Below are 26,584 nucleotides of genomic sequence, written 5' to 3'. Positions count from 1 at the left end.
GCGGGCGACGGCGCGTGGGTGCTGCCCGGGGTTTCGGCGGGCTGCGTCGTGCGGGAGTCGGCCGGGAGCGGGGTGCCCGCGGCCGGGGTCCAGTGCCGGCCGGACGGCGCACTCGGGTCTTGAGCGCCGGCAGTCCCCGGGCCGGTCGTTGCCGCGGCCGGGCCGGAAGCCGCCGCGGTCGGGGCGTAGGCGCTGCCGGTCGGGGCGGCCGGGTCGTAGTGGCCGCTGCCCATGGGCTCGTAGTCCTCGTCGAACGGGTCGACGATGTCGGCGATCTCGCCGAGGTCACGGAGCAGGCGCTCGAGCCGGGACGGGCCCGAGTTGGGCGTGACGCTCGCCAGCACCCACTCGTTCTCCAGCCAGGCCACGCCGACGTCGCCGCCCAGCTGGTCGGCCGCGTCGACCAGCTCCTGGGTGATGACCTGGCGCGCGCCCTCCGCGTCGTCCGCGAAGGCGTAGCGCTGGCCGATCGGGCCGAGCATCTCCGGCATGTTCTCGCGCTGGAACGGCACGCTCGAAAGCCACATCTCCACCGGCACGCGGTGCGTCTTGTTGCAGCGCACGGCCACGACGACCGCGGGCACCTGGCCCTCGGACTCGATGTCGAAGATGAACACCGGCCGTCGCCCGTCGGAGGTGAAGGTGGAGCCCGCGACGACGTTCACCGCCGCGTCGGCCCCGAAGTACCCGATCGCGCCGCCCGACCACTGCTGCGGCAGCCGATCGTCCTCCTCCACGAACTGCCAGCCGCGCAACTGGGCCCAGCGCATCCGCTCACGGTTGCGCGAGCCCTCCTTGGCCCGGTCGGCCGCGAGCAGCCCGAGCCCCGCCACCAGCGCGACGGCGGCGATGACGAACCAGATCCACGCCGAGATACCCACGTCGGCCAGGGTATCGCCCCCGGCCCGTCTCGCCCCGGCGCCCGCACCGTGTCGGCGCGCCCCTTTCGAGGTTTCACCTCGGCGGATACATCGACAAATCGCTTAATTCACGGGCCGGCTCGCCTGGTGAACGGAAGAACGGCCCTCCCACCGAAGTGAGAGGGCCGTTCGCACCGGGTGGCTCAGTCGACGCGCTCGACCGAGAGCGTGCCGCCCGTCTCGAGCTCCGGGAGGTCGACCCGGACGGTGTCGCCGTCGCGGATCTCGCCCGCCAGCAGCTTGCGCGCCAGCTGGTCGCCGATCGCCGACTGCACCAGGCGCCGCAGCGGCCGGGCGCCGTAGATCGGGTCGAAGCCGTTGAGCGCCAGCCATTCGCGGGCGCCGTCGGTGACCTCGAGGTGCAGCCGGCGCTGGGCCAGCCGGGCCGCGAGCCTGGCCACCTGGATGTCCACAATGGACGTCAACTGCTCGGTGCCGAGCGCGTGGAACACCACGATGTCGTCCAGCCGGTTCAGGAACTCCGGCTTGAAGTGGCGCTGCACGGTCTCCAGCACGGCGTCGCTGCGCTGGCGCTCGTCGAGGCCCGGGTCCGCGATCGCCTGCGAGCCCAGGTTCGAGGTCAGGATCAGGATGGTGTTGCGGAAGTCCACCGTCCGGCCCTGGCCGTCGGTCAGCCTGCCGTCGTCGAGCACCTGCAGGAGCACGTCGAACACGTCCGGGTGCGCCTTCTCGACCTCGTCGAGCAGCACCACCGTGTAAGGACGGCGCCGCACGGCCTCGGTCAGCTGGCCGCCCTGGTCGTAGCCGACGTACCCCGGCGGCGCGCCGACCAGGCGGGCCACCGAGTGCTTCTCGGAGTACTCGCTCATGTCGATGCGCTGCATCGCGCGCTCGTCGTCGAACAGGAACTCCGCCAGCGCCTTCGCCAGCTCGGTCTTGCCGACGCCGGTCGGGCCGAGGAACAGGAACGAGCCGGTCGGGCGGTCCGGGTCGGCGACGCCGGCCCGGGTGCGGCGGACGGCGTCGGCCACCACCTGCACCGCCTTTTCCTGCCCGATCACGCGGTGGGTCAGCTCCTCCTCCATCCGGAGCAGCTTGCCCGTCTCGCCTTCCAGCAGCCGGCCGGCCGGGATGCCGGTCCACGCGCTGACCACGTCGGCGACGTCGTCGGCACTGACCTCTTCCTTCAGCATCACGTTCTGCGCGCTCGCCTCGGAAGCGGCGGTCGCGGCCTCGAACTCCTTCTCCAGCGCGGGAATCCGGCCGTACCGGAGCTCGGCGGCCTTGCCGAGGTCACCGTCGCGCTCGGCGCGCTCGGACTCGCCGCGCAGCTGCTCCAGCTGCTCCTTGAGTTCGCGGACGCGCTCGATGGAGCCCTTCTCGTTCTGCCACCGGGCGGTCAGCGCCGTCAGCGTCTCGCGCTTCTCGGCCAGCTCGGCCCGCAGCGCGCCCAGCCGCTCCTTCGAGGGGGCATCGTCCTCCTTGGACAGTGCCATCTCCTCGATCTCCATGCGGCGCACGGCCCGCTCGACCTCGTCGATCTCCACCGGCCGCGAGTCGATCTCCATGCGCAGCTTGGACGCCGCCTCGTCGACCAGGTCGATCGCCTTGTCCGGCAGGAAGCGCGCGGTGATGTAGCGGTCGGACAGCGTCGCGGCGGCCACCAGCGCGGCGTCGGTGATCCGGACCCCGTGGTGCACCTCGTACCGCTCCTTGAGCCCGCGCAGGATCGCGATGGTGTCCTCCGGCGACGGCTCGCCGACCAGCACCTGCTGGAAACGGCGCTCCAGCGCGGCGTCCTTCTCGATGTGCTGGCGGTACTCGTCGAGCGTGGTCGCGCCGACCATGCGCAGCTCACCGCGGGCCAGCATCGGCTTGATCATGTTGCCCGCGTCCATCGCGCCCTCACCGGTGGCACCGGCGCCGACGATGGTGTGCAGCTCGTCGATGAACGTGACGACCTGGCCCGCGGAGTCGGTGATCTCCTTGAGCACGGCCTTCAGCCGCTCCTCGAACTCGCCGCGGAACTTCGCGCCGGCCACCATCGACCCGAGGTCGAGTGCCACCACGCGCTTGCCGCGCAACGACTCCGGCACGTCACCCGCGACGATCCGCTGCGCCAGCCCCTCGACGATCGCCGTCTTGCCGACGCCGGGCTCCCCGATCAGCACCGGGTTGTTCTTGGTACGGCGGGAAAGCACCTGCACGACGCGGCGGATCTCGGTGTCCCGGCCGATCACCGGGTCCAGCTCGCCGGCGCGGGCGCGCTCGGTCAGGTCGACGCCGTACTTCTCCAGCGCCTTGAACGTGCTCTCCGGGTCCGCGCTCGTGATCCGCGCGGAGCCGCGCACCTTGGCGAACGCCTCGCGCAGCGCGTCCGGCGTCGCGCCGTGGCGCTTGAGCAGGTCGGCGACCTGGCCGCCGTCGGTGGCGAGGCCGACGAGCAGGTGCTCGGTCGACACGTACTCGTCGCCCAGCTCGGTGGCCAGCTTCTGCGCCTGCGTCAGCGACTTGACCGCGGGCCCGTCGAACTGCGGGCTCGACACCGTCGCGCCGGTCGCGGACGGCAGCGCGTGGATGATCGGGTCGAGCTCCTTGTGCACCACCTCCGGGTCGGCCCCGACCGCGGTCAGCAGTGGTGCGGTGAGCCCCTCACCCTGCGCCAGCAGGGCGCCCAGCAGATGGGCGGCCGAAACGTGCGGGTTGCCGGCCATGGTGGCCGCCTGCGCCGCCGACGAGATCGCCTGCTGGGTTTTCGTGGTCGGGTTGAAAGCGTCCATCCCTCACCTCATGCGTTTGTGGAAAGTCCAGGTGACAGCCCTGACCAAGGCCCGTCGACGAGTACAACGTCAGAAAACTTGAGTCTGTTCCGCTCAACTCTGAATCGGGGTGACGGCTTCCGCGGGCAATCTCGGTCCCAGCCTGCCGAGCCCGGCCGCGGCCAGGCAAGCGCAGACCCCGACCAGCACCCAGGGTAACCAGCTGGACACGGAGAACAAGGCGACCACCGCCGGGGCCAGCACCTGCGCGACGGTGAACGCGTACTGGAACGCCGCGAGGTAGCGCCCCTTCGCTTCCGGCGGCGCCGCGGCCTCGGCGAGCGCGCCGGAGCGCGGGCCGAAGACCAGGTCGCCCGCCGCGTAGACCAGCGTGGCCGCCAGCAGGTACGCCGGCCGCCACGGGGCCGGGACCAGCAGCACGCCGAGGCTGACCAGGCACCACGCGGCGAACAGCGCGGAGCCGCCGCGCATCGCGTCGATGCGGTTGAGCCGCCGGGTGAGCCGTAACGCCAGGGTGCCGCCGAAGCTGGTGACCACGGTCAGCACGACCAGGATCGTGCCGGGCAGCCAGGTCGGCCCGTGCAGCAGGTCGAGCACGAACACCGGCGTGCCCACCAGGAAGAAGTCCAGGGACAGGCCGAACATTCCGCTCAACAGGATGAGCGCGAGGTACGGCCGGTTGCGCAGGACGCCGGTCCCGGTCGGCGCCGGACGGGGCGCCCGCGCCGCGGGCCGGACGACGAACGCGACCACCGCGGCGGCCACCAGGAAGGTGCCGATGTCCACGGCGAGCGCCACGCCGTAGCCCGCATTTCCGTACCAGGTCAGGAAAACCGACGAGGTGAGCCCGCCGAGCCCGAACCCGCCGGCCCGGGCCATGCCGACCTCCGCGAACGGCCGGTCCTTCGGCACGTCGCCGGCGACGTCCGCGATGAGGGCGAACAGGGAGCTGTAGAACAGCTGTTGCCCGGCCCCCAGCAGCACCGCCGCGATGACCACCTCGACGACGCCGTCCGCCAGCGCGTACGCACCAGCCCCGGCCGCCTGCAACAGCTGCGCGCCGACCACGACCACCCGCGGCCCCATCCGGTCCACCAGCCGCCCGGCCAGCGGCGGCACCAGCAGCCCGGCCGTCGTCCCGAGCGTCACGGCGGTCCCCGCGAACGCGAGCGGCAGGCCCACTACGCGCGTGACGTAGACCAGGGCGAGCGGCAGGAACAGGCCCGAGCCGAAGTTGTCGATCCCCAGCGCACACAGCAGTGCCACCCTGCTCCGCGTCACTTGATCGACGCTACCGCCGGGCCACCGCGGCGGGTCAGGTCCGGAAGGAGACTTCGTCGGGGCCCGAATGCCACTGGCGGTAGAGCGCAAGGGGACGAACGAGCGCCGTGTGACGCGAAGAGCCCCGGTGACCGGGAAACGGTCGCCGGGGCTCTTCGGTTCAGTTCAGCGTTCCCGTGTGGCGGGCGAACTCGCCCTCGGGTTCGAGCACCACGTCGTGCCGCAGCGCGGCGCCGGTGGTCACCGGCAGGAGTTCGCTGTGCGGCTCGTGGTCGTAGGCCGAAACGGTGAGCGTGTACGAACCCGCCGGCAGTCCGGTGAGGGAGTACGTGCCGTCGCCGCCCGTGAGGGACGAGGCGACGACCGCTCCGGCACTGTCGGTGACCGTCAGGATCGCGCCGGGGACCGCCGCGTGACGGCCGGCGGTGCGGACGCGGCCGGTGAAGCCGCCCGTGCCGTCCAGCAGCAGGTCGTGCCAGACCGGGCGCTCGGCCAGGTGCACGGTCGACACGCTGGGGCGCAGGGAGCCGGCCGTGGCCAGCAGCACGTGGTGGCCCTCGGCGTCCGCGCTCAGCGAGTACTCGCCGGTGCGACCGGTGCGGCCGACGTCGACCTGGCGGCCCGACGCGTCGGTCAGCGTGAGCACGACCCCTGAGACCGGGCGGCCGTCGGCGTCGAGCACCCGGCCGCGCAAGGACGTCGTGACGTTCCCGTCCCCAGCCTGGATTTCGACGACAGCGGGCGCGGAGTCCGCGTCCAGCGTCCGGCGCAGCGGGACCTCCTTCATGAGCAGCACCGCCAGGAACGTCACCACCGCGATGACGGCCGCGAACAGGAACACCGTGCCCGTGGCGTCACCGAAGGCGGCGCGCACCACCGGCTGCAGCGCGACCGGCAGCGAGCCGATGTCGAGCGTTCCGCCGCCGCCGTGCACCGCGCCGCCGGCCGGGATGCCGAGGCGCGAGAACGAGTTCGTGATGTTCGTGGCGACGTGCGCCGAGAGCACCGCGCCCAGCGCCGACACCCCGGCCGCCCCGCCGAGCGAGCGGAAGAACGTGACCACCGAGGAGGACGCGCCCATGTCCTTCATCGCGACGGTGTTCTGCACGACCAGCACCAGGTTCTGCATCAGGAACCCGAGCCCGATGCCGACGAGCGCGAGGTAGCCGCCCATCAGCGTCAGGTCGGTGGTGTGGTCCACCGTGCTGAGCAGGAACAGCCCGGCCAGCAGCGAAGCGCCGCCGGCCACCATGAACGGCTTGGTGCGGCCCGTGCGCGAGATGACCTGGCCGGCGCTCGTCGACGCGAGCGCGAGGCCCAGCACCAGCGGCAGGGTCATCAGGCCGGCGTGCGTCGGCGAGAACCCGCGTGAGATCTGGTAGTACTGCCCGAGGAAGACCGAGCCGCCGAACATCGCGGTGCCCACGGCCAGCGAGCCCAGCACCGACAGCGTGAACGTGCGGTTGCGGAAGAGCCGCAGCGGCACCACGGGCTCCGCGGCCCGCGATTCGACGAACAGCGCCAGCGCCAGCGAAACCACCGCCCCGCCGACGTACGCGACGCTCGACCACGAGGCCCAGCCGAAGCTGGTCCCGGCCAGCGAAACCCAGATCAGCAGCAGCGCGACGCCGCCGACCAGCAGGGTCGCGCCCAGCCAGTCGATCCGCACCTTGCGCTTGAGCACCGGCAGCTTCAGCGTGCGGCCGAGCACCACGAACGCGATCACCGCAATCGGCACGCAGACCCAGAAACACCAGCGCCAGCCCAGCGGCGAGTCCACGATCAGGCCGCCGATCAGCGGCCCGGAGACGGTGGCGACGGCGAACACCGCGCCGGTGTAGCCGGAGTACTTGCCGCGGTCGCGGGGCGCGATCATCGCGGCGATGACCACCTGGATCAACGCCTGCAATCCGCCGAGGCCGACCCCCTGCAGCGCGCGGTACGCGATCAGCTCGGGCATCGAGCCGGAGATGCCGCCCAGCGCCGAGCCGACCGTGAAGATCACGATGGCCAGCTGGTAGAGCAGCTTCTTGCTGAACAGGTCCGAGAGCTTGCCCCAGATCGGGGTGGTCGCGGTGGACGTCAGCAGGGTCGCGGTGACGACCCAGGTGTACTGGCTCTGCGAGCCGTGCAGGTCCCGGATGATGGTCGGCAGCGCGTTCGACACGATGGTCGAAGACAGCATCGCCACCAGCAGGGCCAGCAACAGGCCGGAGAAGGCCTTCATGATCTGCCGGTGCGTCATCGGCTCACCGGTAACCGTGGTGCTCAATTCTTCCCACTCACTTTCCCGACGTTCAGGCTTGATCCGCCGCGCAGGCGGGGCTGCCCAGCACCGCGCGCAGATCGCCGTTCATTTCGGCGAGCCGGGTCGTCAGGTCGGCGATCCGTTCCTCGTCCCATCCCACGAGCGCCTTCTCGAAGAAGGCGAGGTACTGGGTGCGCCAGCGCTCCAGCTCACCCCGCCCCTTCTCGGACACGTTGATCAGCGACGCCCGCCCGTCCTCCGGGGCCGGGCGGCGGGTGATCAGGCCCGCGGCCTGCAGCTGGGCGATCTGGCGGCTGATCACGGAGAGGTCGACGAGCCGGCGTTTCGCCAGCTCGGACGGCCGCGCTTCACCGTGCTTCACGAGATCGGACAGCAGCATTCCCGCGGCCGGGTGCAGACCGGGTTCCTCCTGCCACGCCTGCATGATCCACAGGTGCTGGAGCTGCGACGAGGTCTTCAGCTCCCGCATCAACTCAACCCTGACGTCTTCGGCAGAGCTCATCGGATCCTCCCGGGCCGGGCGCCGCTCAGGCACCCCAATTGGTTGTGCAATACAAGTTTATCGCCGGAAGGTTGCGTAGGGCAACTATCTATTCGGTGAGCTGCCCCACGTCGGTTCGCCGGCCGGTAACCCGACCGGAGCAACGTTGCAGGCAAAGAGGCCCAGGGCGGCTACTCTGCGGACGGACCACGTGAAGTGGACGTCGCGACAGCTTCGAGCAGCATGTCCGGGAGAACGAGGTGGAGCAGTGGTGAATTCCCGCGGGAACGCCGGGACGAGACGGTGCGAGCCGCGGCCACCGGATCAGGCCGCCGCCCGCCCGTGACGCCCCCGCCCGTCCCCGCGCACCACTCCCGACCAGCGAACGACAGCCCATGACAGCCGATTCCGTCTCCCCGATCCCCCGCTCGGCCGCGCCCCGCGAAGCGCCGGCCGCGGTCACCGCGATGGTGCGGCTGATCCGCGACACCTGGGCCAAGTCCGAGCCGTTCATCCCGGAGATCTCGCAGTTCTTCTACGGGATGCTGTTCACCCTCGCGCCGGTCACCCGCGACTTCTTCCCGATCAACATGGAGGTGCAGCGCGGCCGGCTGGTGCGCGCCCTCGTGCACATCGTGCAGATGGTGGACCGGCCCGACGACCTGGTGCCGTTCCTGCGCCAGCTCGGCCGCGACCACCGCAAGTTCGGCGTCATCCCGCGGCACTACGAGGCCGTCGGCACGGCGCTGCTCGCGGCGCTGAAGAACCACCTCGGACCCGAGTGGACGCCGGCCGTCGAGCGCGCGTGGGCGGAGGCGTTCACCATCGTCGCGCGCGCCATGCAGGAGGCCGCCTCGGCCGACGCGAACCCGGCGTCCTGGCAGGCCACCGTGGTCGAGCACCGGCGGCTGACCTGGGACCTCGCGCTGGTGCGCCTGGTGCCGGCCCAGCCCGTGCCGTACCTGCCGGGGCAGTACATGAGTGTGGAGGTGCCGCAACGGCCGCGGTTGTGGCGTTACCTCTCGCCGGCGAACGCGCCGCGGGAGGACGGCGGGATCGAGTTCCACGTGCGCGCCGTCGACGGCGGCTGGGTCTCGCGCGCCATCGTGAGCCACACGCAGCCCGGCGACGTCTGGCGCCTCGGGCCGCCGCTCGGGCGGATGGCCGTGGACCGCGAGCGCTCGCGCGGGGTGCTGATGGTCGCCGGCGGCACCGGCGTCGCGCCGTTGCGCTCGATCCTCGACCACCTGGCCCTGTGGGGCGAGAACCCGAAAACCCACCTGTTCTACGGCGGCCCGTCGCGCGAAGACCTGTACGACCTCGAGGAGCTGCGGGCCCTGTCCTCGACCAACCCGTGGCTCACCGTGACGCCCGTGGTCGAGCGCGGCGACCACCTTCCGGGCTGTGAGCAGGGCACTCTCGCCGAGGCGGTCACGCGTTATGGCGCCTGGTCGGACCACGACATCCTCGTGTCCGGCTCGCCGTCGATGATCCGCGCGACGGTGTCGCGGATGCTCGTCGCGGGCAGCGTGCTGGGCCAGATCCAGTACGACCCGTTCACCATCGACTGATCCTTTTTACTGAGCGCCAGACCGGGTTGACCTGACGTATTGATTATTGCTCCGTTCGAGCGGGAAAACCGTTGTCTCCACCAGTTTTCCGGTCATCCGGCCTACAGTCTTGTCTTCTCGGGGGCGGCTCGCGTCAGCAAAGCCGCGTGGGTACTGGAAATGCCTGGCTGGACTGGAGAAAACCGTTCCCGATGAGTTCTGAATCCCTGAAGTACGATCTTCCGGCGCGCCCTGCCCCGGCCACTTCCGCCCGGGGAACCGAGCACGCCCGGCTCATCCGCGAGAGTTTCGCGCTGGTGGAGCCGAAAGCCGAGGAACTGGCCCAGTACTTCTACGGCGCCTTGTTCGTGCTCGCCCCGGACGCCCGTGATCTTTTCCCGGTCAGCATGACGATCCAGCGAAGCCGATTGCTGCGCGCGCTTGTCTACGTGGTGCAAATGGTGGACCGCCCGGACGAGCTCGTCACTTTCCTCGGCCAGCTGGGCCGCGACCACCGGAAGTTCGACGTGCTGACCCGCCACTACGACGCCGTCGGGACGGCATTGGTCAGCGCGTTGAAACGTTTCCTGAAGGACGCCTGGACCCCCGAGGTGGAAACGGCGTGGACCTCGGCGTACGGGCTGATCTCGGAGACCATGCGCAAGGCCGCGGCGGCCGAAACCGGGCCGGCCTGGTGGCCCGCGACCGTGCTGGAGCACCGGAAGCTCTCGCGTGACATCGCGCTGGTGCGGGTGCGGACCGAGCAGCTCCTGCCGTACCGCCCCGGTGGTTACGTGAGCGTGGAGATCCCGCAGCGGCCACGGTTGTGGCGTTACCTCTCGCCGGCGACGGCGCCGCGTGACGACGGGCTGGTGACCTTCCACGTCCGCTCGGTGCCGGGCGGCTGGGTCTCGCGCGCCATCGTGAACCACGCCCGGGCCGGCGATGTGTGGCGGCTGGGGCCGCCGCTGGGCGCCCTCTCGGTGCTGCCGGCGGCGGACCAGCGGCCGCTGCTGATGATCGCGGGCGGCACCGGCATCACCCCGCTGCTGTCCATCCTGGACGACCTTTCGCGCTGGAAGCGCAACCCGCCCGTCCACCTGTTCTTCGGCGGGCGCCGGCCCGGTGACCTGTACGCGCTGGACGAGCTGCGACGGCTGGCCGTCACCTCGCCGTGGCTGACGGTGACCCCGGTGACGGAGGAGGGCGCGGTCTCCGGCGGCGACCGGGGCACTCTGGCCGCCGCCGTGACCCAGCGTGGCAAATGGAAGAAGCACAACGTGCTGGTGTCGGGCTCACCGTCGATGATCCGCGCGACGATCGCGAAACTGCTGGCGGCCGGCGTCGACCTGGAACGCATTTCGTACGACCCGTTCACCATCGACTGATTTGTCCATTTCGGACAGAGCGGGCGCCGCCGGGCTACGCTGTGGGCCATGGAGATCCGGATCCCCGCCGCGGACGGCGGCATCAAGGGCTACCTGGCCACCCCCGAAGGCCCCGGGCCCTGGCCCGGCCTGGTGATCATCCACGACGCGATCGGCCTGTCGCAGGACGCCCGGAACATCACCGACCGGTTCGCCGCCGAGGGCTACCTCGCGCTGAGCCCCGACCTGTACTCGCGCGGCGGCTTCTTCCGTTGCGTGAAGCGGGTGTTCAGCGAGCTGTTCGCCCGTTCGGGCCGCGCGTACGACGACATCGAAGCGGCCCGTTCACTCGTGGCCGCGCGCCCGGACTCGACCGGCAAGGTCGGCGTCGTCGGCTACTGCATGGGCGGCGGCTTCGCGCTGGTCGCGGCGGCACGCGAGTTCGACGCCTCCGCCCCCTACTACGGCCAGCTGCCCCGCGATCTGTCCGCTTTGGACGGTGCCTGCCCGGTGGTCGCCAGCTTCGGCCGCCGCGACCCGACCCTGCGCGGCGCGGCCGCGAAGCTCGAGGCGGAACTGGAGTCGCGCGGCATCCCGCACGACGTCAAGGAGTACCCCGACGCCGGCCACAGCTTCGCGAACAAGATGGGCCCGGCCCCGCTCCAGACCTTGGCGCGCATCGCGAACTTCGGCTACCACGAGCCTTCGGACTCCGATGCCTGGAAACGGGTGACCGCGTTCTTCGCCGAACACCTGAAATGACTCGTGAGTGTTCATGACGGTTCTCACCGTCCTAAAAACACTCACGAGTAGTTCAGCGGTGCTTGGGTTTCCACACCACCAGCGCGGTCTGCTGCCGCGTCGGCACCAGGTCCTTGCGGTAGGAGGCGTGGACCGCGGCGGTCGCCTGCTCGGCGGCCGCGTACGCCGCCGCGATCTCCTCGGTCAGCTCGTGCACGCGGGCGCGCAGGGCGTCGACCTGGTTCTCCAGCTCGATGATGCGCTTGACGCCGGCCAGGTTGACGCCGGCCTCCTGCGAGAGGCGTTGCACCTCGCGCAGCAGCGCGATGTCACGCATCGAGTAACGGCGCCCGCCGCCGGAGGTGCGGCCCGGCGAGACCAGGCCCTGGCGGTCGTACGAGCGCAGCGTCTGGGCGTGCAGCCCGGAAAGCTGCGCCGCCACCGAAATCACGAACACCGGCGTGTCCTCGTCCGCGCCGTGTGGGAGTCCCGGTAGTCCGCCGAACATCACCCTCACCTGCCTTCGAGCAGCTCAGTGATCTCGGGCCGCGGGTCGTGGCCCTTGATCGACTCGGCGTAGGCCTCGAGCGCCGAGCGCGCCTTGTCATCCAGTTTGGCCGGAACCGCCGCCTGCAGGGTCACCATGAGGTCACCTTGTGAGCCGTCCCGCTTCTGAATGCCCTTTCCCCGCACGCGCAACACTCGTCCACTCGCGGTACCCGCGGGCACCTTGAGCGACACCTTGCCGTCCAGCGTCGGCACCGTGACGGTGGTGCCCAGCGCCAGCTCGGTGAAGTCCACCGGCACGGTCAGCGTCAGATTCAGGTCCTTGCGGCCGAACAGGGGATGCGGCGCGACGTGCACGCGCACGTACAGGTCACCGGCCTGCGCGCCGCCGCGGCCCGGCTCGCCCTGCGCGGCCAGGCGGATCCGCTGGTCGTCGTCGACGCCCGGCGGGATGCGCACGGTCAGCGTGCGGGTGCGGGTGCTGATGCCCTCGCCACCGCACTCGGGGCACGGGTCGTCGATCAGCTGGCCGCGGCCGCGGCAGTCGCGGCACGGCTCGGAGAACGCGAACGCGCCCTGGCTGCGGCTGACCAGCCCGGACCCGTTGCAGGTCGGGCAGGTGCGCGGCGAAGTGCCCGGCTTCGCGCCGTTGCCGCCGCAGGTCGAGCAGGTGGCCGGGCTCGACAACCGCAACGGCAGGGTCGCGCCCTTGACCGCCTCGGTGAAGTCGATCCGGACGTCGGTCTCGACGTCGGCTCCGCGCTGCGGCCGGTTCGCCGCCGCACCGGCCGGGCCGCCGCGGCCACCCCGGCCGAAGATGCCGCCCAGGATGTCGCCGAGCCCGCCGAAGCCGCCCTGCTGGGCGCCGCCCTGGCTGAAGATGTCGCCCATGTCGAAGCCGCCGGCCCCACCGGCACCGCCGGGGAAGCCGCCGAACCCGCCCGCGCCGCCGGAGCCGAAGAGGCTGCGCGCCTCGTCGTACTCCTTGCGCTTGGCCGAGTCGGACAGCACGCCGTACGCCTCGGAGACGGCCTTGAACTTGTTCTCCGCCGCCGTGTTGCCCGCGTTGGCGTCCGGGTGGTTCTCCTTGGCCAGCTTGCGGTAGGCCTTCTTGATCTCGTCCGCCGTGGCGTCGGAGGAGACACCCAGCTCACGGTAGAAGTCCTTACCGATCCAATCCCGAGCACTCACCGGGTGCCTCCTCCTTCCACTGTGGAACGACTGTTACTGCTGGTTCGGCTCATCGATCGACCCGTCGAGCGGCAGCTCGCCCTCGACCGGCGGGTCGACCGGGGTTTCCGCGGCCGGCTCGTGGTCGGTGACCCCGACCAGCGCCGCCCGCAGCACCCGGTCCCCGAAGCGGTAGCCGCGGCGCATGACCACGGTGACCGTCGGGCCCGTCACGTCCGGCGCGGTGTTGTGCTGGACGGCCTCGTGCACGCTCGGGTCGAAGGGCTCGCCCTCCGCGCCGAACGACTCCAGGCCGGCCCGCTGCATACCGCTGACCAGCTTGTCGCCGACCGCCTTGAACGCACCGGTCAGGTCGCCGTGCTGCTCCGCGCGCTCGAGGTCGTCGAGCAGCGGCAGCAGGTCTTCGACCACCGAGGCCTTGGCACGCAGCACCACGGCCTCGCGGTCGCGGTCCACCCGCTTGCGGTAGTTCGCGTACTCCGCCTGCAACCGCTGCAGGTCGGCAGTGCGCTCGGCCAGCTGCTTCTCGACGTCCGACGCCACCGAGACGGCGTCGTCGACCACCGAGTCGCCGAGCGAGGGGCCCGCGTGCTTGCCCGCGGGCTCCTCCTCGGCCGGCACTGGCGCTTCACTGTCCGGGGCAGGTGGGCGGACCTCACCGGTCTGCGGGTCGACCCGCCGCCGGTCACGCACGACCACCGGTTCGTCCGGGCCCCGGCCCTCGGTGTCCTCGTGTCGTGGGGTCACTTCTTCTTGTCCTCTTCCACGATCTCGGCGTCGACGACGTCGTCTTCCTTGGCCTGGCCGCCGCCCGCGGCGTCACCCGCGGCACCGGCGTCGGCACCCGGGGCGCCCTCGGCGTTCGCGTTCGCGTACAGCGCGGTGCCCAGCTCCTGCGAAGCCGTGTTCAGCTTCTCGATGGACTCCCGGATCTTGGCCGAGTCGGTGCCCTTGAGCGCCTCGTTCGACTCGTCGATCGCGGACTTGACCTTGCCCTTGAGGTCCTCGGGCAGCTTGTCGTCGTTGTCCTTCAGGAACTTCTCGGTCTGGTAGACCAGCGTCTCGGCCTGGTTGCGCGTCTCGGCCTCTTCACGACGGGTCTTGTCCTCCTCGGCGTGCGCCTCGGCGTCCTTGACCATCCGCTCGATGTCGTCCTTCGGCAGCGCGGAGCCGCCGGTGATCGTCATCGACTGCTCCTTGTTCGTGCCCAGGTCCTTCGCGGTCACGTGCACGATGCCGTTGGCGTCGATGTCGAAGGTGACCTCGATCTGCGGCACGCCGCGCGGGGCGGGCGGCAGGCCGGTCAGCTCGAACATGCCGAGCTTCTTGTTGTGCGCGGCGATCTCGCGCTCACCCTGGAACACCTGGATCTGCACCGACGGCTGGTTGTCGTCCGCGGTGGAGAAGGTCTCCGAGCGCTTGGTCGGGATCGTGGTGTTGCGCTCGATGAGCTTGGTGAACACGCCGCCCTTGGTCTCGATGCCCAGCGAAAGCGGGGTCACGTCGAGCAGCAGGACGTCCTTGACCTCACCCTTGAGCACCCCGGCCTGCAGCGCCGCGCCGACCGCGACGACCTCGTCCGGGTTCACGCCCTTGTTCGGCTCGCGCCCGCCGGTCAGCTCCTTGACCAGCTCGGCCACGGCCGGCATGCGGGTGGAGCCACCCACGAGCACGACGTGGTCGATGTCGCCGACCGAGGTGCCCGCGTCGCGGATCACGTTGTTGAACGGGTTGCGGGTGCGCTCGAGCAGGTCCGAGGTGATCTTCTGGAACTCGGCGCGCGAAAGCGTCTCGTCGAGGAACAGCGGGTTCTTGTCGCCGTCCACGGTGATGTAGGGCAGGTTGATGCTGGCGGAGTTGGAGCTGGACAGCTCGATCTTCGCCTTCTCCGCCGCCTCGCGGATGCGCTGCAGCGCCATCTTGTCGCGGGTCAGGTCGATGCCGTTGGTGGCCTTGAACTTGTCGACCAGCCACTTGACGATGCGCTCGTCCCAGTCGTCACCGCCGAGGTGGTTGTCACCGGAGGTCGCGCGGACCTCGACCACACCCTCGCCGATCTCCAGCAGCGAGACGTCGAACGTGCCGCCACCGAGGTCGAAGACCAGGATGGTCTGCTCCTTCTCGCCCTTGTCCAGGCCGTACGCCAGCGCGGCGGCGGTCGGCTCGTTGACGATGCGGAGCACGTTCAGGCCGGCGATCTGCCCGGCCTCCTTGGTGGCCTGCCGCTGGGCGTCCTCGAAGTACGCCGGGACGGTGATCACCGCGTCGGTGATCTCCTCGCCCAGGTACGACTCGGCGTCGCGCTTCAGCTTCATCAGCACGCGCGCGCTGATCTCCTGCGGCGTGTACCCCTTGCCGTCGATCTCGGTCTTCCAGTCGGTGCCGATGTGCCGCTTCACCGAGCGGATCGTGCGGTCGACGTTCGTGACCGCCTGGTTCTTCGCCGGCTGGCCGGTCAGCACTTCGCCGTTCTTGGCGAAGGCGACGATGGACGGGGTGGTACGGGAGCCTTCCGAGTTGGCGATGACCGTCGGCTCGCCGCCCTCAAGGACGGCGACGACCGAGTTGGTCGTGCCGAGGTCGATGCCGACCGCTCGCGCCATGGTGCTTCCTCCTGTGTTGGCAGCTGTGCTGCTGGTATGTTCGTGACCTGCACGGACCGGCTCCGCCTTGAGCGGGGCCCTGGCAAGTTCTAGCTGGGCTTCGCGCGCCTCGTCAAGCCAGACTTGAGTCGGCTGCGCTCAACCTTCGTATCAGGGTAACGAGCAGGTGCGGGCGCTTGTTCCCGGGATCAGCTGCAGACCTTCCCCGGACCGGGTGTGATCCCGCTCACCAGGTATTTCACCTCTTCGGCGCGGGCGCAGGGCGAGTTGTCGAGCCCGGTGTGGCCGTCGTCGGTCCGGGTGAGCAGGACCGAGCCGTCGATGCTGTCGGCGAGCCCGCGGGCCCACGCCAGCGGCGTCGCCGGGTCGTGCGTGCCGCCGACCACGAGGATCGGCGGGGCGCCGTGCACCGGACTCGGCTGCGGCGGGTTCTTCGCCGGGACCGGCCACCCCGCGCAGCCGCTGGTGAAGTCCCAGAACTCGGAGTATCGCCAGCTGTGCGGCGCGACGGCGCGGACCAGGCCGGCGGTCACGCGCAGGTCGGCGAGCCCGGTGAACGGCGAAGGGAAGTCCTGGCACCCGATGGCCCGGTACGCGCCGTAGATCGGCGAGAAGAAGGAAGCGACCTGCGTTAGCGCCGCCGAGTCCGGATGGTCCCCGCCGGCGGCGGCGAGCGCGCGGCCCAGGTCCGGCCACTGGCTCCGCGAAGCGAGGAACCCGTAGACACCCGAGGACAACTCGTCCCCGGTCGCCGTCCGGCCCAGCGCGCTGGAGTAGGCGCCGCGGGCGACGAGGTCGTCGTAATACCGCAGCACGTCGACGCCGTGCAGCGCGCACTCCGCCGAGCCCTCGCACCAGGAAGCGAAGCGCACCAACGAATCCTCGGTCGCGGCCGCCTCCTCGATGATCGCCTGACGCAGCGGCCGGGCGTGGTCGACGGCGCCGTCGAGCACCATCGCCCGCACGTGGTCCGGGTGCTTCGAGGCGTAAACGGCGCCAAGCTCAGTGCCGTAGGAGACGCCGAGCCACGAGATCTTCGGCTCGCCCAAGGCGACCCGGATCGACTCGACGTCCTCGGCCGCGCTTTGCGTGTCGGCCTGCCCGAGCATCGGCCCGGTCTTGGCCAGGCAGTCCTCGCCGGCCGCGCGGTTGTGGGCGAGCAGCGCGGCGTACTCCGCTTCCGTCGCCGGATACCGGTTCACGGCCGGGTCGTACAGCTTCGCCGGATCACAGGTGATCTTGGGCGTGCTGAACCAGACGCCGCGCGGATCGAAGCCTACGAGGTCGAAGTGCTGCCGCAGCTGGGCGAATTCAGGGCCGGAGAAGCCGCCGAACTGCACGTAACCGACCCCGGAGCCGCCCGGCCCGCCCGGGTTGATCAGCAACGACCCGATGCGGTGCGCCGGGTCGGTCGCAGGCAGCTCCGCCAGCGCGAGCCGTGCCGTGCCGGCTTCGGGCCGGGTGCGATCGAGGGGGACATCGACGTGCGCGCACCGAGCTGTGGGCTCCGGCCGCGTCGCGCACGGCGTCCACTGAAGCGCCGGGGAAGCGGGAACCGTGAGCAAGGGCAGGAGAAGAAGAGCCGCCGCGACGAGTTTCACGCTGTTCGCACCGTGATGCTGCCGGTGTCGACGCGCAGGTCGAGCCGGTTCGGCGAGGCCGGGTCCTGTGCCACGCCCAGGTTCGTCCGGCCGGTGCCGACGTGCGCGTCCACCCGGTAGGCGGCCGGCGGGACGGAGACGGTGAGGTCGCCGGTACTCACCCTGGCCTGCACGGCGCCGGGCTGCTCGAGCCCGATCTCCGCGGTGCCGGTGCCGCCGTCGAGCTTGACCGGGCCGGTCACGCGGGTGAGCGTGGTGGTCCCGGTGCCGCGCCGCAGGTCGACGTCGGCGGGCCGGTCGAGCGTGACCGTCCCGGTGTCGAGTGAGCCGCTGACCGGCAGCGCGCGCGGCACGACCACGTCGTAGCGGACCTCGCAGTCCTGGCCGCAGCCGGAGAGCACGAGGGTGGTGCCCTCGACCCGGTGCGTCCGGCCCGGGCGGTTGCCGCGGTACTCGACCTCGCGGCGCACCGAAACCGGCGCGCCGTCCTCGACCCGCAGCTGCACCCCGCCTGCCGGCACGTCGACCCGGACGGCGGTGATCGGCGTGGTCACCGGCTGGCCGTCGGAGAGCTTGTCCGGCCGGCCGATCCCCGAGCAGCCGGCCACGGCGACCGCCGAGCCCAGCAGCACCGCCCCGATCAGCAGCCGCTTTGTGTTGTGCCCCAGGGCTTCGCGGTTCATGCGGCCTTGACCGAGACGGAGCCGCTGCTGGTGTTCAGGTCGAGCGTCTTCACCTCGGACGAGCCCGGCGGGATGTCGATCGACCGGCTGCCGCTGTCGCTGTCGCCGATCACGCGGTACGAGCCGTCGGGCACGCGCACGTCGACGCTGCCGGACTCCGCCTTCACCTTGACGTCGCTGGGCTGCGCGAGCTTGAGCTTCACGCTGCCGCTGTCCGACGAGACGTCGACCGGCCCGCGCAACCCGTCGCCCGAGACGTGGCCGGAGTCGCTGTGCGCCTGGACCACGCCGACGTCGCGCAGGTCGATGGACCCGCTGTCGAGGGTGAGCTTCACCAGCCCGGCGACGTTCTCCACATTCGCGTCACCGGAGTTGGAGGACACGTCCACGCTGGCCACGCCGACGATGTCCACCCCGCCCGAGCTGGTGGAGCCGGTGACCGGCACGCCGGCGGGGACGACCACGTCGAAGTCGGCGGTGCAGTTGCGGCCGCAGCTGCCGAGCACCAGCTGGTCGCCTTCCACGCGGAAGGCGTCGTCCGGCGCCGAGCGGAAGTTGTAGTGCAGCTTCTGGTGCACGGTCACGGCCCCGGTGCCGACGCGGATCTTGACGTCCCCGGAATCGGCGGCCAGCTTCACGCTGTGGATCGGCTGCGCCACCTTCGCGTCACGCACCACCGAAGAGCCCAGCCCCCAGCCGAGCGCGATGGCCACCCCGACCCCGATCAGAACTATCCCACCTAGTGCCAGCAGCGGGCGCGCCATTTCGATCCGTCCCCTCAGTAACGATCCGTCCCGGGTGACCTTATGAGCAGGCCGGGGTGCTCGACATCCGGTAAACCCCCCGATACATCCCTGAGGAGACGCCCGGGGTCGGCGGGCCTAGCCTGGCGTCGTTCGGACTTCCGTGCTCAGGAGGATTCATGCCTCAGTCACCCAACCCCTACGACTTCCTGCCTTCCGCGCCGTCGTTCACGCTGCGCAGCACCGACATCGCCGACGGCGAGACGCTGGCGATCCCGCAGCGATCCGGCATCTTCGGGGCCGGGGGCGAAGACCGGTCGCCGCAGCTGTCCTGGGAGGGCTTCCCCGCGGAGACGAAAAGCTTCGTGGTGACGGTGTACGACCCCGACGCCCCCACGGCCAGCGGGTTCTGGCACTGGGCGGTGTTCAACATCCCGGCTTCGGTGACGGAGCTGGCGGCGAACGCCGGCGACGCGGAGGGCTCGGGCCTGCCCGAGGGCGCCGTGACGCTCAAGGGCGACGGCGGCGTCAAGCAGTACCTCGGCGCCGCCCCGCCTCCCGGGCACGGCCCGCACCGTTACTACTTCGTGGTGCACGCCCTCGACGTCGACTCGCTCGACATCGACGGCGACGCCACCCCGGCGTTCCTCGGCTTCAACCTGCTCGGCCACACCCTCGGCCGCGCGACCCTGACCCCGGTCTACGAGAACAAGGGCTGACCCCGGCGGCCGGGATTTCCCGCTGGGTGAAATCCCGGCCGTTGACCCGCCCTCCCCGCCGTCCGACGATCAAAGGACGTCGACGAGGACGAGGAGCGGGTCATGAAAGCGGTGCGGGTCCACGAGTACGAAAAACGCCCGGTGGTGGAGGACGTCGCCAAGCCGGAGGTGACCGGGCCGCTCGACGTCGTGGTGCGGATCGGCGGCGCCGGGTTGTGCCGCACCGATCTGCACATCATCGAGGGGCAGTGGGCCGAGAAGTCCGGCGTCACGCTGCCTTACACGATCGGCCACGAGAACGCGGGCTGGGTCGAGGCGGTCGGCTCGGCAGTGTCCACAGTGGAGCCCGGCGACCCGGTGATCCTGCACCCGCTGGCCACCTGCGGGCTGTGCCGCGCCTGCCGCGCCGGCGACGACGTGCACTGTGAGAACTCCCAGTTCCCGGGCATCGACACCGACGGCGGCATGGCCGAGTACCTGCTCACCAACGCGCGCTCGGTGGTCAAGCTCGATCCTTCGCTGCAGCCCGCGGACGTCGCCGCGCTGGCAGACGCGGGGCTGACCGCCTACCACGCCGTCCGCAAGGCCGTGCCGCTGCTGTACGCCGGCACGAAGGTCGCGGTGATCGGCGCCGGCGGGCTCGGCCACATCGGCATCCAGTGCCTCGCCGCGATGGTGCCGGCCGAGGTGATCGTGGTCGACGCCAACCAGGCCGCGCTCGACCTCGCCAAGTCCTACGGCGCCGCGCACACCGTGCTCGCCGACGGCGGCCAGGTCGACGCCGTGCTCGACCTGACCGGCGGCGCGGGCGCGCAGGTGGTGCTCGACTTCGTCGGCGAGAAGGGCACGGAGGCCCAGGGCATCAAGATGCTGCGCCGCGCCGGCTCGTACTTCGTGATCGGCTACGGCGGCCACGTGGACGTGCCCACGATCGACATCATCTCGACCGAGATCAACATCGTCGGCAACCTCGTCGGCTCCTACAACGACCTGGACGAGCTGATGGCGCTCGCGGCGCAGGGCAAGGTCCGCCTGCACACCAGGACGTACCCGCTGGACGCGGTCAACGAAGCCATGGACGACTTGGACAACGGCCGGCTGCAGGGCCGCGGAATCCTCGTACCGTAAGGGAGTCGAAGCTCATGTACGAAAAGGACGGCGAGCGCTACTTCATCGTCGACGGGCACGTGCACTTCTGGGACGCGCGCCCGGCCAACCAGGCCAACCGCTACGGCGAGGGCTTCATCAACTGCTTCTACGACTACCACAAGAACCTCTCGCCGGACCACGCGAAGTGGACGCTGGAGCAGTTCTGGCAGCAGAGCGAGGAAAAGATCCTCCACGACCTGTTCGAGGTCGGCTACGTGGACCACGCGGTGTTCCAGCCGACCTACCTCACCGACTTCTACGTCAACGGCTTCAACACCACCGAGCAGGACGGCGTGCTCGCCGAGAAGCACCCGGACAAGTTCACCGTCAACGGCGCGTGGGACCCGCGTGACGGCGAAGCCGGCCTCGAGAAGCTGGAAGCACTCGCCGAACGCTGGAACCTCAAGGGCGTCAAGCTCTACACGGCCGAGTGGAAGGGCGATTCGAAGGGCTGGAAGCTGTCCGACCCGTGGTCGTACCGGTACCTGGAGAAGTGCCAGGAACTCGGCATCCGCAATATTCACGTCCACAAAGGACCGACGATCTACCCGCTCAACCGCGACGCCTTCGACGTGGCCGACATCGACGACGTGGCCAGCGCGTTCCCGGACCTGCGGTTCATCGTCGAGCACGTCGGCCTGCCGCGGCTGGAGGACTACTGCTGGATCGCGACACAGGAGCCGAACGTATACGGCGGCCTCGCCGTCGCGCTGCCGTTCATCCACACGCGGCCGCGGTACTTCGCGCAGATCATCGGCGAACTGTTGTACTGGACGGACGAAAACCGGATCACCTTCGCCAGCGACTACGCGATCTGGACGCCCAAGTGGCTGATCGAGGCCTTTGTGGACTTCCAAATCCCGGAGGACATGCAGAGCGAGTACGGCGTGCTGACCACCGACATCAAGAAGAAGATCCTCGGCCTGAACGTGGCGAAGCTGTACGACCTCGAAGTGCCCGAAGGCCTCGGCGTCAGCGAGGCGTCCGCCGACAGCGGTGACGCCGTCGGGTCCGCGCCCAAGGTGCCGGCGTGAACCCGCGGTTGTGGGCCGCGCTCGACACGGTGCGCGACCCCGAACTGGACGAACCCGTGACAGAGCTGGGTTTTGTGCACTCGGCGACGCTGGTCGAAGGGCACGCGGAGGTGCGTTTGCGGCTGCCGACGTACTTCTGCGCGCCGAACTTCGCCTACCTGATGGTGGCCGACGCGCACGACGCCGTCACCGCGGTCGAGGGCGTCACCTCGGTCGACATCCGGCTGGACGACCACTTCGCGTCGGAAGAGATCAACGCCGGGGTCGCGGGCCAGGCGGGCTTCGAGGGCACGTTCCCGACGGAGGCGATCGGGGAGCTGGACGAGCTGCGGCTGATCTTCCGGCGCAAGGCCTACCTGGCCGGCCTCGACCGGCTGGGCACAAAACTGGTGCAGGACGGGCGGACCCCGGCGGAGATCGCCGGGCTCACCCTCGGCGACGTGCCGGAGTCACCCGTTCGGTCCAGCCTGCTGCGAAGGCGGCGCGACCTCGACATCGACTGCGGCCCGGACGCGCCACTGCTCGTGGACGAGAAGGGAGTGGTGATCCCGGCGGGCGAAGCGGCGTTGCGGCTGCGGTTCGCGCGGGCGGTCCGGATCAGCATCGACGGCAACGCCGGGCTCTGCAGGGGATTGTTGCAGACCAGATACTCCGCTTGAGCCGTTCGGAGCAAGTATGGTGGACGTTGCATGCCTCACTCGTTCACCGCCGAACGCCACTCGCGGAGGTCACGCCGTGTCAGTCCCCGCCCAGCCGAGTCCGGACGACCGGAATGCCGAGGAGCCCAGCGGCTTGATCGGTTCGGCGCAGCGGGCCCTGCGGGTGCTGGAGATCGTGGCCGGCGCGGGCGACGGCATCGCCGCCAAGGCCGTCGCCCGGCGCGCGGGCTACAAGCTGTCGACCACGTACCACCTGCTGAACACCCTGGTCCACGAAGGCTATTTGATCCGGCTCGGCCACGGCCGGGGCTTCGGCCTCGGCTACAAGATCGGCGGGCTGCACGAGAGCCTGCTCGACGAGCTGGACGTCGGCCGCGAGCTGCGCGACGGCCTGCACAAGCTCCACCTGCGCGCGGGCGCGGCGGCGTATTACACGGTGTTCCGCGACACCGAGGTGGTCGTCGCCGCGGTCGCGGACTCGCCGGAGTTCCCGCGCGCGCAACCGTTGGACTTCGGCTTCCACGAAGCCGCGCACGCCACCGCGTTCGGCAAAGTCATGCTGGCGTCCCTGCCGGCGAAGCAGCGCCGCGATTACCTGACGAGCGCGGGCATGCCGCGCCTCACCGCGCACACCACGGTCCGCTCGCCCGACCTCGAGACGGAGCTGCAGGCCGTCGCGCATTCCGGGATGGCGCTGGAGATCGAGGAGTTCCTGCCGGAGCTGGCTTGCCTCTCGGCGCCGGTGCTGGACGCGGCCCAGAACGTCACGGGCGCGGTCGCCTTCTCCGTCCCCGCGGAGCAGTTCGCTTCCCGCCGCTGGCACCTGGAGCGCGCGGCTCGCGCCGGCGCCGCCCGCTTTTCCCGGCTGCTGGCGGCAAAACCCTCATAAGTGCTGTTCAGTGCGGCTTGAGCAGGTAGTCCACCACCGGCCGCAGCTCGTCGGCCGACGGCGGCTCGTCGTCGATCAGGCCCTGGATCAGCAGCCCGTCGATCCCCGCCAGGAACACGCGGAACGCGACCTCGTCGTCGTGCCGGACCATCGACGTCAGCACGTCGAGCCAGCGGCGCGCGGCCGGGCGCAGCTCGGGTTTGCGGGCGGCCAGCAGGTACAGCTCGTACTCCGCCATCGTGCGGCCGCGCCGCGGGCCCAGCGCCTCCGCGAGCAGCCCGGCCACCTCCTCGGCGCCGCGGCTGCCGCGCGAGCGCGCGCGGTCGATCATCCAGTACACCTCGGTCGCCATGTCCCGCGCGCACGAGATGAGCGTGGCCACGAGCAGGTCGTCGAGTGAGGAGAAGTGATAGGTCGTCGACGTCGTGGGCACGCCCGCCTCCGTCGCGACGGTGCGGTGGGTGACCCCGGCGACGCCGTCGCGCTCGATCACCCGCAGCGTGGCCGCGATGATCTCCGCGCGCCGCTTGTCCCCGCGCGCCTTGCGCCCGTCGACCTGGATCTTCACTGGCTGCTCCCCACCTCGATCAGCACCACGCCGCCGATCACCAGCACCAGCCCGGCGGCCATCGCGAGGTTGAACGGCTCCTTGAGGAACAGCACCCCGACGATCGCGACCAGCGCCACGCCCGCCGCGGCCCAGACCGCGTACGCCACCCCGATCGGCAACCCCAGCTTCAGCACCCGCGCGAGCGCGAAAAACGCCACGCCGTAACCGATCACCACGAAGATCGACGGCCCGAGGCGGGAGAAACCGTCGGAGAGCTTCAGCGACACGGTCGCGGTCACTTCTGCGGCGATGGCCAAAGCGAGGTACAAGTAAGCACCCATGGTTGCGAAACTACCTGAACCATCGTCCCACTAGCTAGCGAGGCGTGCACCACATCGGTGGGACTTAGGGCTCTCCAACCGGTTACCCATCAGTAAGAAGCGTTACCCTGCTCGACAACCGGGGCTTCGGCACCGGCACCACCACACCGGACGAAAGGCACCCGACGATGGGCGCTGTACAGCTGACGCTCGGGGGGATCTCCGTTCTCCTCGGCATCGTCGCCTGGGGAATGTTCATCGCGACCGTGGCCCGGTTCGTGCGCGTGATCCGCCTCGGCCAGCCCGACCCGACCCGCAACGGGCCGTTCACGCCGCGGCTGATGACCATGGTCAAGGAGTTCGCCGCCCACACCCGGATGGCCAAGTTCCGCCAGGTCGCCCCGTGGCACTGGATGGTGATGTGGGGCTTCCTGATCGGGTCGCTCGCGCTGTTCGAGGCCTACGGCGAGGTGTTCGTCCCGACCTGGGGCTGGCCGGTGCTCGAGGACTGGTCGCTGTGGAGCCTGCTGATGGAGCTGCTCGGCGTCGGCACCGTCGTCGGCGGCGTCGCGCTGGCGGTCATCCGGCAGCTGAACCACCCCCGCCGCGCCGACCGGCAGTCGCGCTTCGCGGGCTCGAACTTCAAGTGGGCCTACTTCGTCGAAGCCGTGGTGATCATCGAGGGCATCGGGATCATCGGCGTGCGCGCGGGCAAGGCCGCGATGCACGTCCACGAGGTGCCGACCTGGGCCGCGTTCGTGTCGAACCCGTTGAGCGAGCTGCTGCCCTCGAGCGCCGCCTTGGTCTCGGTCTTCGCGTTCGTCAAGCTGATGAGCGCCACCGTGTGGCTGATCGTGGTCGCCCGGACGATGACCATGGGCGTCGCGTGGCACCGGTTCAGCGCGTTTTTCAACATCTACTTCAAGCGCGAGGCCGACGGCGGGGTCGCGCTCGGCGCGGTCAAGCCGATGATGTCCGGCGGCAAGGTGCTCGACCTCGAGGAGGCCGACCCGGACGAGGACACCTTCGGCGTCGGCCGGGTCGAGGACTTCAGCTGGAAGGGCTGGCTCGACTTCTCGACGTGCACCGAATGCGGCCGTTGCCAGTCGCAGTGCCCCGCGTGGAACACCGGCAAGCCGCTTTCGCCGAAGCTGCTGATCACCCAGCTGCGCGACCACGCGTACGCCAAGGCGCCGTACCTGCTCGCAGGCGGCAAGCGTGACATGGCGGGCGACGAGATCGGCTTGACCGGCGACAACCCGCACGCCGGCATCGACGTGCTCGCGCTCGCCGAGTCCGAACGTCCGCTGATCGGCGGCGCCGAGGAAAACGGCATCATCGACCCGGACATGCTCTGGTCCTGCACCAGCTGCGGCGCCTGCGTGGAGCAGTGCCCGGTGGACATCGAGCACGTCGACCACATCGTCGACATGCGCCGCTACCAGGTGATGATCGAGTCGTCGTTCCCGACTGAGCTCAACGGCATGTTCAAGAACCTGGAGAACAAGGGCAATCCGTGGGGCCAGAACGCCAAGGACCGTCTACAGTGGACGGAAGACCTCGACTTCGAGGTGCCGGTCTTCGAGGGTGACCTCGGCGACGCGGAGTACCTGTTCTGGGTCGGCTGCGCCGGTGCGTTCGAGGACCGCGCGAAGAAGACCACCCGCGCCGTGGCCGAGCTGCTGCACATCGCGGGCGTGAAGTACACCGTGCTCGGCTCGGAGGAGTCGTGCACCGGTGACCCGGCGCGCCGCGCGGGCAACGAGTTCCTGTTCCAGATGCTCGCCCAGCAGAACGTCGAGGTGCTGAACTCGGTGTTCGAGGGCCGCGAACGCAAGGCGCGCAAGGTGGTCGTCACCTGTGCGCACTGCTTCAACACCCTCGCCAACGAATACCCGGAGCTGGGCGGCCAGTTCGACGTCGTGCACCACACGCAGCTGCTGAACCGCCTGGTGCGCGAGAAGTACCTGACGCCGGTGGCGCCCGTCGCCGAGGACGTCACCTACCACGACCCGTGTTACCTGGGCCGGCACAACAAGGTCTACGACGCGCCGCGTGAGCTCGTCGGGGCTTCCGGGGCCAAGCTGCGCGAAATGCCGCGGCACGGCGACCGGTCCATGTGCTGCGGCGCCGGCGGCGCGCGGATGTGGATGGAGGAGAAGATCGGCAAGCGGATCAACGTCGAGCGGGTGGACGAGGCGCTCGGCACCGCACCGTCGAAGATCGCGACCGGCTGCCCGTTCTGCCGCGTGATGCTCACCGACGGCGTCACCGCGCGCCAGAGCGACGGGCTGGCGAGCGAGCGGGTCGAGGTCGTCGACGTCGCCCAGCTGCTGCTCACCTCCGTGAAGCGGAAGCCGGAGCCGGCGCTGGTGGCGGCCGGCGCGCCTTCGCTGGAAGGCGATGCGGCGGACGCGGAGCTGGCGGCCGAGCCCGCCGAGGACAAGCCGGAACCGTTGCCGGACAAGGAGTAATCTTCGGGCGAACGGCCCCTCCGCACGCGGAGGGGCCGTTTTGCTGCCCGGGACATTTGTCATGGCCCGATCGTGATCGACGGCCCGCGTGCGCCCGGCCCCGCGGCGGAAC

Annotated in this window: 22 protein-coding genes and 1 pseudogene; 9 read left to right on the top strand and 14 right to left on the bottom strand. The window is 70.3% G+C overall.

Annotated elements, in window-relative coordinates; translation table 11 throughout:
- Positions 1-236: 236 nt before the first annotated feature.
- The 5 genes and pseudogenes from BMY97_RS48755 to BMY97_RS33520 all read right to left on the bottom strand — a co-directional run.
- Positions 237-881: pseudogene (locus BMY97_RS48755) on the bottom strand (hypothetical protein); the annotation flags it as partial.
- A gap of 182 nt (positions 882-1,063) precedes the next feature.
- The gene (gene clpB / locus BMY97_RS33535; protein ID WP_091624989.1) at positions 1,064-3,661 is read right to left on the bottom strand and encodes an ATP-dependent chaperone ClpB; all 2,598 of its coding nucleotides are present in this window, start codon (positions 3,659-3,661) and stop codon (positions 1,064-1,066) included.
- Between the two features lie 93 nt (positions 3,662-3,754).
- A complete protein-coding gene (locus BMY97_RS33530) occupies positions 3,755-4,942 on the bottom strand; it encodes an MFS transporter (protein WP_091624986.1) in 1,188 nt (395 codons plus the stop codon).
- 160 nt (positions 4,943-5,102) lie between these two features.
- Positions 5,103-7,187: an MFS transporter gene (locus BMY97_RS33525; RefSeq protein WP_091624983.1), complete on the bottom strand. Its 2,085-nt coding sequence runs from the start codon at positions 7,185-7,187 to the stop codon at positions 5,103-5,105.
- A gap of 52 nt (positions 7,188-7,239) precedes the next feature.
- Positions 7,240-7,713 carry a MarR family winged helix-turn-helix transcriptional regulator gene (locus BMY97_RS33520; protein ID WP_091624981.1) on the bottom strand — a complete coding sequence of 158 codons (474 nt, stop codon included), beginning with the start codon at positions 7,711-7,713 and terminating at the stop codon, positions 7,240-7,242.
- Between the two features lie 374 nt (positions 7,714-8,087).
- On the opposite strand from BMY97_RS33520, the gene BMY97_RS33515 reads away from it, so the two are divergent.
- From BMY97_RS33515 to BMY97_RS33505, 3 genes are all read left to right on the top strand, one after another.
- Entirely contained in the window at positions 8,088-9,263 is a 1,176-nt protein-coding gene (locus BMY97_RS33515) for a globin domain-containing protein (RefSeq protein ID WP_091624979.1), read from the top strand.
- A gap of 191 nt (positions 9,264-9,454) precedes the next feature.
- Positions 9,455-10,630: a globin domain-containing protein gene (locus BMY97_RS33510; protein WP_091624976.1), complete on the top strand. Its 1,176-nt coding sequence runs from the start codon at positions 9,455-9,457 to the stop codon at positions 10,628-10,630.
- Between the two features lie 48 nt (positions 10,631-10,678).
- The gene (locus BMY97_RS33505; protein WP_091624973.1) at positions 10,679-11,371 is read left to right on the top strand and encodes a dienelactone hydrolase family protein; all 693 of its coding nucleotides are present in this window, start codon (positions 10,679-10,681) and stop codon (positions 11,369-11,371) included.
- A 52-nt stretch (positions 11,372-11,423) separates the two neighbouring features.
- On the opposite strand, the gene BMY97_RS33500 is transcribed toward BMY97_RS33505, so the two are convergent.
- The 7 genes from BMY97_RS33500 to BMY97_RS33470 form a co-directional block, all read right to left on the bottom strand.
- Positions 11,424-11,858, bottom strand: coding sequence for a heat shock protein transcriptional repressor HspR (locus BMY97_RS33500; protein WP_091625397.1), 435 nt, complete (start codon positions 11,856-11,858; stop codon positions 11,424-11,426).
- Positions 11,859-11,863: 5 nt separating this feature from the next.
- Entirely contained in the window at positions 11,864-13,048 is a 1,185-nt protein-coding gene (gene dnaJ, locus BMY97_RS33495) for a molecular chaperone DnaJ (protein WP_091624970.1), read from the bottom strand.
- Positions 13,049-13,081: 33 nt separating this feature from the next.
- Positions 13,082-13,795, bottom strand: a complete 714-nt coding sequence (grpE, locus tag BMY97_RS33490) for a nucleotide exchange factor GrpE (RefSeq protein WP_091624967.1) — start codon at positions 13,793-13,795, stop codon at positions 13,082-13,084.
- Positions 13,792-15,651 carry a molecular chaperone DnaK gene (gene dnaK / locus BMY97_RS33485; RefSeq protein WP_091624964.1) on the bottom strand — a complete coding sequence of 620 codons (1,860 nt, stop codon included), beginning with the start codon at positions 15,649-15,651 and terminating at the stop codon, positions 13,792-13,794. Before dnaK ends, grpE begins: the two co-directional genes overlap by 4 nt.
- 188 nt (positions 15,652-15,839) lie before the next feature.
- On the bottom strand, positions 15,840-17,252 hold the full coding sequence (locus BMY97_RS33480) for an alpha/beta hydrolase (protein ID WP_091624962.1): 1,413 nt from the start codon (positions 17,250-17,252) through the stop codon (positions 15,840-15,842).
- Complete coding sequence (locus tag BMY97_RS33475) at positions 17,249-17,935, bottom strand: hypothetical protein (protein WP_245787630.1); 687 nt, start codon at positions 17,933-17,935, stop codon at positions 17,249-17,251. The genes BMY97_RS33480 and BMY97_RS33475 overlap by 4 nt, the downstream gene beginning before the upstream one ends.
- Entirely contained in the window at positions 17,932-18,699 is a 768-nt protein-coding gene (locus BMY97_RS33470; protein WP_091624959.1) for a DUF4097 family beta strand repeat-containing protein, read from the bottom strand. Before BMY97_RS33470 ends, BMY97_RS33475 begins: the two co-directional genes overlap by 4 nt.
- 158 nt (positions 18,700-18,857) lie before the next feature.
- Here BMY97_RS33470 and BMY97_RS33465 point away from each other — a divergent pair, with 158 nt between their 5' ends.
- From BMY97_RS33465 to BMY97_RS33445, 5 genes are all read left to right on the top strand, one after another.
- Positions 18,858-19,397, top strand: coding sequence for a YbhB/YbcL family Raf kinase inhibitor-like protein (locus tag BMY97_RS33465; RefSeq protein WP_091624956.1), 540 nt, complete (start codon positions 18,858-18,860; stop codon positions 19,395-19,397).
- A 102-nt stretch (positions 19,398-19,499) separates the two neighbouring features.
- The gene (locus BMY97_RS33460; RefSeq protein WP_091624954.1) at positions 19,500-20,525 is read left to right on the top strand and encodes an NAD(P)-dependent alcohol dehydrogenase; all 1,026 of its coding nucleotides are present in this window, start codon (positions 19,500-19,502) and stop codon (positions 20,523-20,525) included.
- A 14-nt stretch (positions 20,526-20,539) separates the two neighbouring features.
- Complete coding sequence (locus BMY97_RS33455) at positions 20,540-21,580, top strand: amidohydrolase family protein (protein WP_091624951.1); 1,041 nt, start codon at positions 20,540-20,542, stop codon at positions 21,578-21,580.
- Positions 21,577-22,239: an iron-sulfur cluster assembly protein gene (locus BMY97_RS33450; RefSeq protein ID WP_091624949.1), complete on the top strand. Its 663-nt coding sequence runs from the start codon at positions 21,577-21,579 to the stop codon at positions 22,237-22,239. Before BMY97_RS33455 ends, BMY97_RS33450 begins: the two co-directional genes overlap by 4 nt.
- A 76-nt stretch (positions 22,240-22,315) precedes the next feature.
- A complete protein-coding gene (locus BMY97_RS33445; RefSeq protein ID WP_245787629.1) occupies positions 22,316-23,128 on the top strand; it encodes an IclR family transcriptional regulator in 813 nt (270 codons plus the stop codon).
- A 7-nt stretch (positions 23,129-23,135) separates the two neighbouring features.
- On the opposite strand, the gene BMY97_RS33440 is transcribed toward BMY97_RS33445, so the two are convergent.
- Together BMY97_RS33440 and BMY97_RS33435 are read right to left on the bottom strand one after the other, a co-directional pair.
- Positions 23,136-23,696 (bottom strand): TetR/AcrR family transcriptional regulator, encoded by a 561-nt coding sequence (locus BMY97_RS33440; RefSeq protein ID WP_091624944.1) that lies wholly within the window; start codon positions 23,694-23,696, stop codon positions 23,136-23,138.
- A complete protein-coding gene (locus tag BMY97_RS33435) occupies positions 23,693-24,019 on the bottom strand; it encodes a DMT family transporter (protein ID WP_091624941.1) in 327 nt (108 codons plus the stop codon). The genes BMY97_RS33440 and BMY97_RS33435 overlap by 4 nt, the downstream gene beginning before the upstream one ends.
- Positions 24,020-24,186: 167 nt before the next feature.
- Between BMY97_RS33435 and BMY97_RS33430 the strand changes: the two genes are divergently transcribed.
- Complete coding sequence (locus tag BMY97_RS33430; RefSeq protein ID WP_091624939.1) at positions 24,187-26,472, top strand: (Fe-S)-binding protein; 2,286 nt, start codon at positions 24,187-24,189, stop codon at positions 26,470-26,472.
- Positions 26,473-26,584: the final 112 nt, after the last annotated feature.

The sequence above is a fragment of the Amycolatopsis saalfeldensis genome, from assembly GCF_900110575.1.
Lineage (GTDB): Bacteria > Actinomycetota > Actinomycetes > Mycobacteriales > Pseudonocardiaceae > Amycolatopsis > Amycolatopsis saalfeldensis.
The sequence above is the reverse complement of the archived record's forward strand: the minus strand, read 5'-3'. Positions and strand labels throughout refer to the sequence as shown.

What these genes read in the sequence shown, in the direction of transcription:
- clpB (WP_091624989.1), bottom strand. Translation starts at nt 3,661, where the DNA reads ATGGACGCTTTCAACCCGACCACGAAAACCCAGCAGGCGATCTCGTCG.
- BMY97_RS33525 (WP_091624983.1), bottom strand. Translation starts at nt 7,187, where the DNA reads ATGACGCACCGGCAGATCATGAAGGCCTTCTCCGGCCTGTTGCTGGCC.
- BMY97_RS33520 (WP_091624981.1), bottom strand. Translation starts at nt 7,713, where the DNA reads ATGAGCTCTGCCGAAGACGTCAGGGTTGAGTTGATGCGGGAGCTGAAG.
- BMY97_RS33515 (WP_091624979.1), top strand. Translation starts at nt 8,088, where the DNA reads ATGACAGCCGATTCCGTCTCCCCGATCCCCCGCTCGGCCGCGCCCCGC.
- BMY97_RS33510 (WP_091624976.1), top strand. Translation starts at nt 9,455, where the DNA reads ATGAGTTCTGAATCCCTGAAGTACGATCTTCCGGCGCGCCCTGCCCCG.
- BMY97_RS33505 (WP_091624973.1), top strand. Translation starts at nt 10,679, where the DNA reads ATGGAGATCCGGATCCCCGCCGCGGACGGCGGCATCAAGGGCTACCTG.
- BMY97_RS33500 (WP_091625397.1), bottom strand. Translation starts at nt 11,858, where the DNA reads ATGTTCGGCGGACTACCGGGACTCCCACACGGCGCGGACGAGGACACG.
- dnaK (WP_091624964.1), bottom strand. Translation starts at nt 15,651, where the DNA reads ATGGCGCGAGCGGTCGGCATCGACCTCGGCACGACCAACTCGGTCGTC.
- BMY97_RS33475 (WP_245787630.1), bottom strand. Translation starts at nt 17,935, where the DNA reads ATGAACCGCGAAGCCCTGGGGCACAACACAAAGCGGCTGCTGATCGGG.
- BMY97_RS33470 (WP_091624959.1), bottom strand. Translation starts at nt 18,699, where the DNA reads ATGGCGCGCCCGCTGCTGGCACTAGGTGGGATAGTTCTGATCGGGGTC.
- BMY97_RS33465 (WP_091624956.1), top strand. Translation starts at nt 18,858, where the DNA reads ATGCCTCAGTCACCCAACCCCTACGACTTCCTGCCTTCCGCGCCGTCG.
- BMY97_RS33460 (WP_091624954.1), top strand. Translation starts at nt 19,500, where the DNA reads ATGAAAGCGGTGCGGGTCCACGAGTACGAAAAACGCCCGGTGGTGGAG.
- BMY97_RS33455 (WP_091624951.1), top strand. Translation starts at nt 20,540, where the DNA reads ATGTACGAAAAGGACGGCGAGCGCTACTTCATCGTCGACGGGCACGTG.
- BMY97_RS33435 (WP_091624941.1), bottom strand. Translation starts at nt 24,019, where the DNA reads ATGGGTGCTTACTTGTACCTCGCTTTGGCCATCGCCGCAGAAGTGACC.
- BMY97_RS33430 (WP_091624939.1), top strand. Translation starts at nt 24,187, where the DNA reads ATGGGCGCTGTACAGCTGACGCTCGGGGGGATCTCCGTTCTCCTCGGC.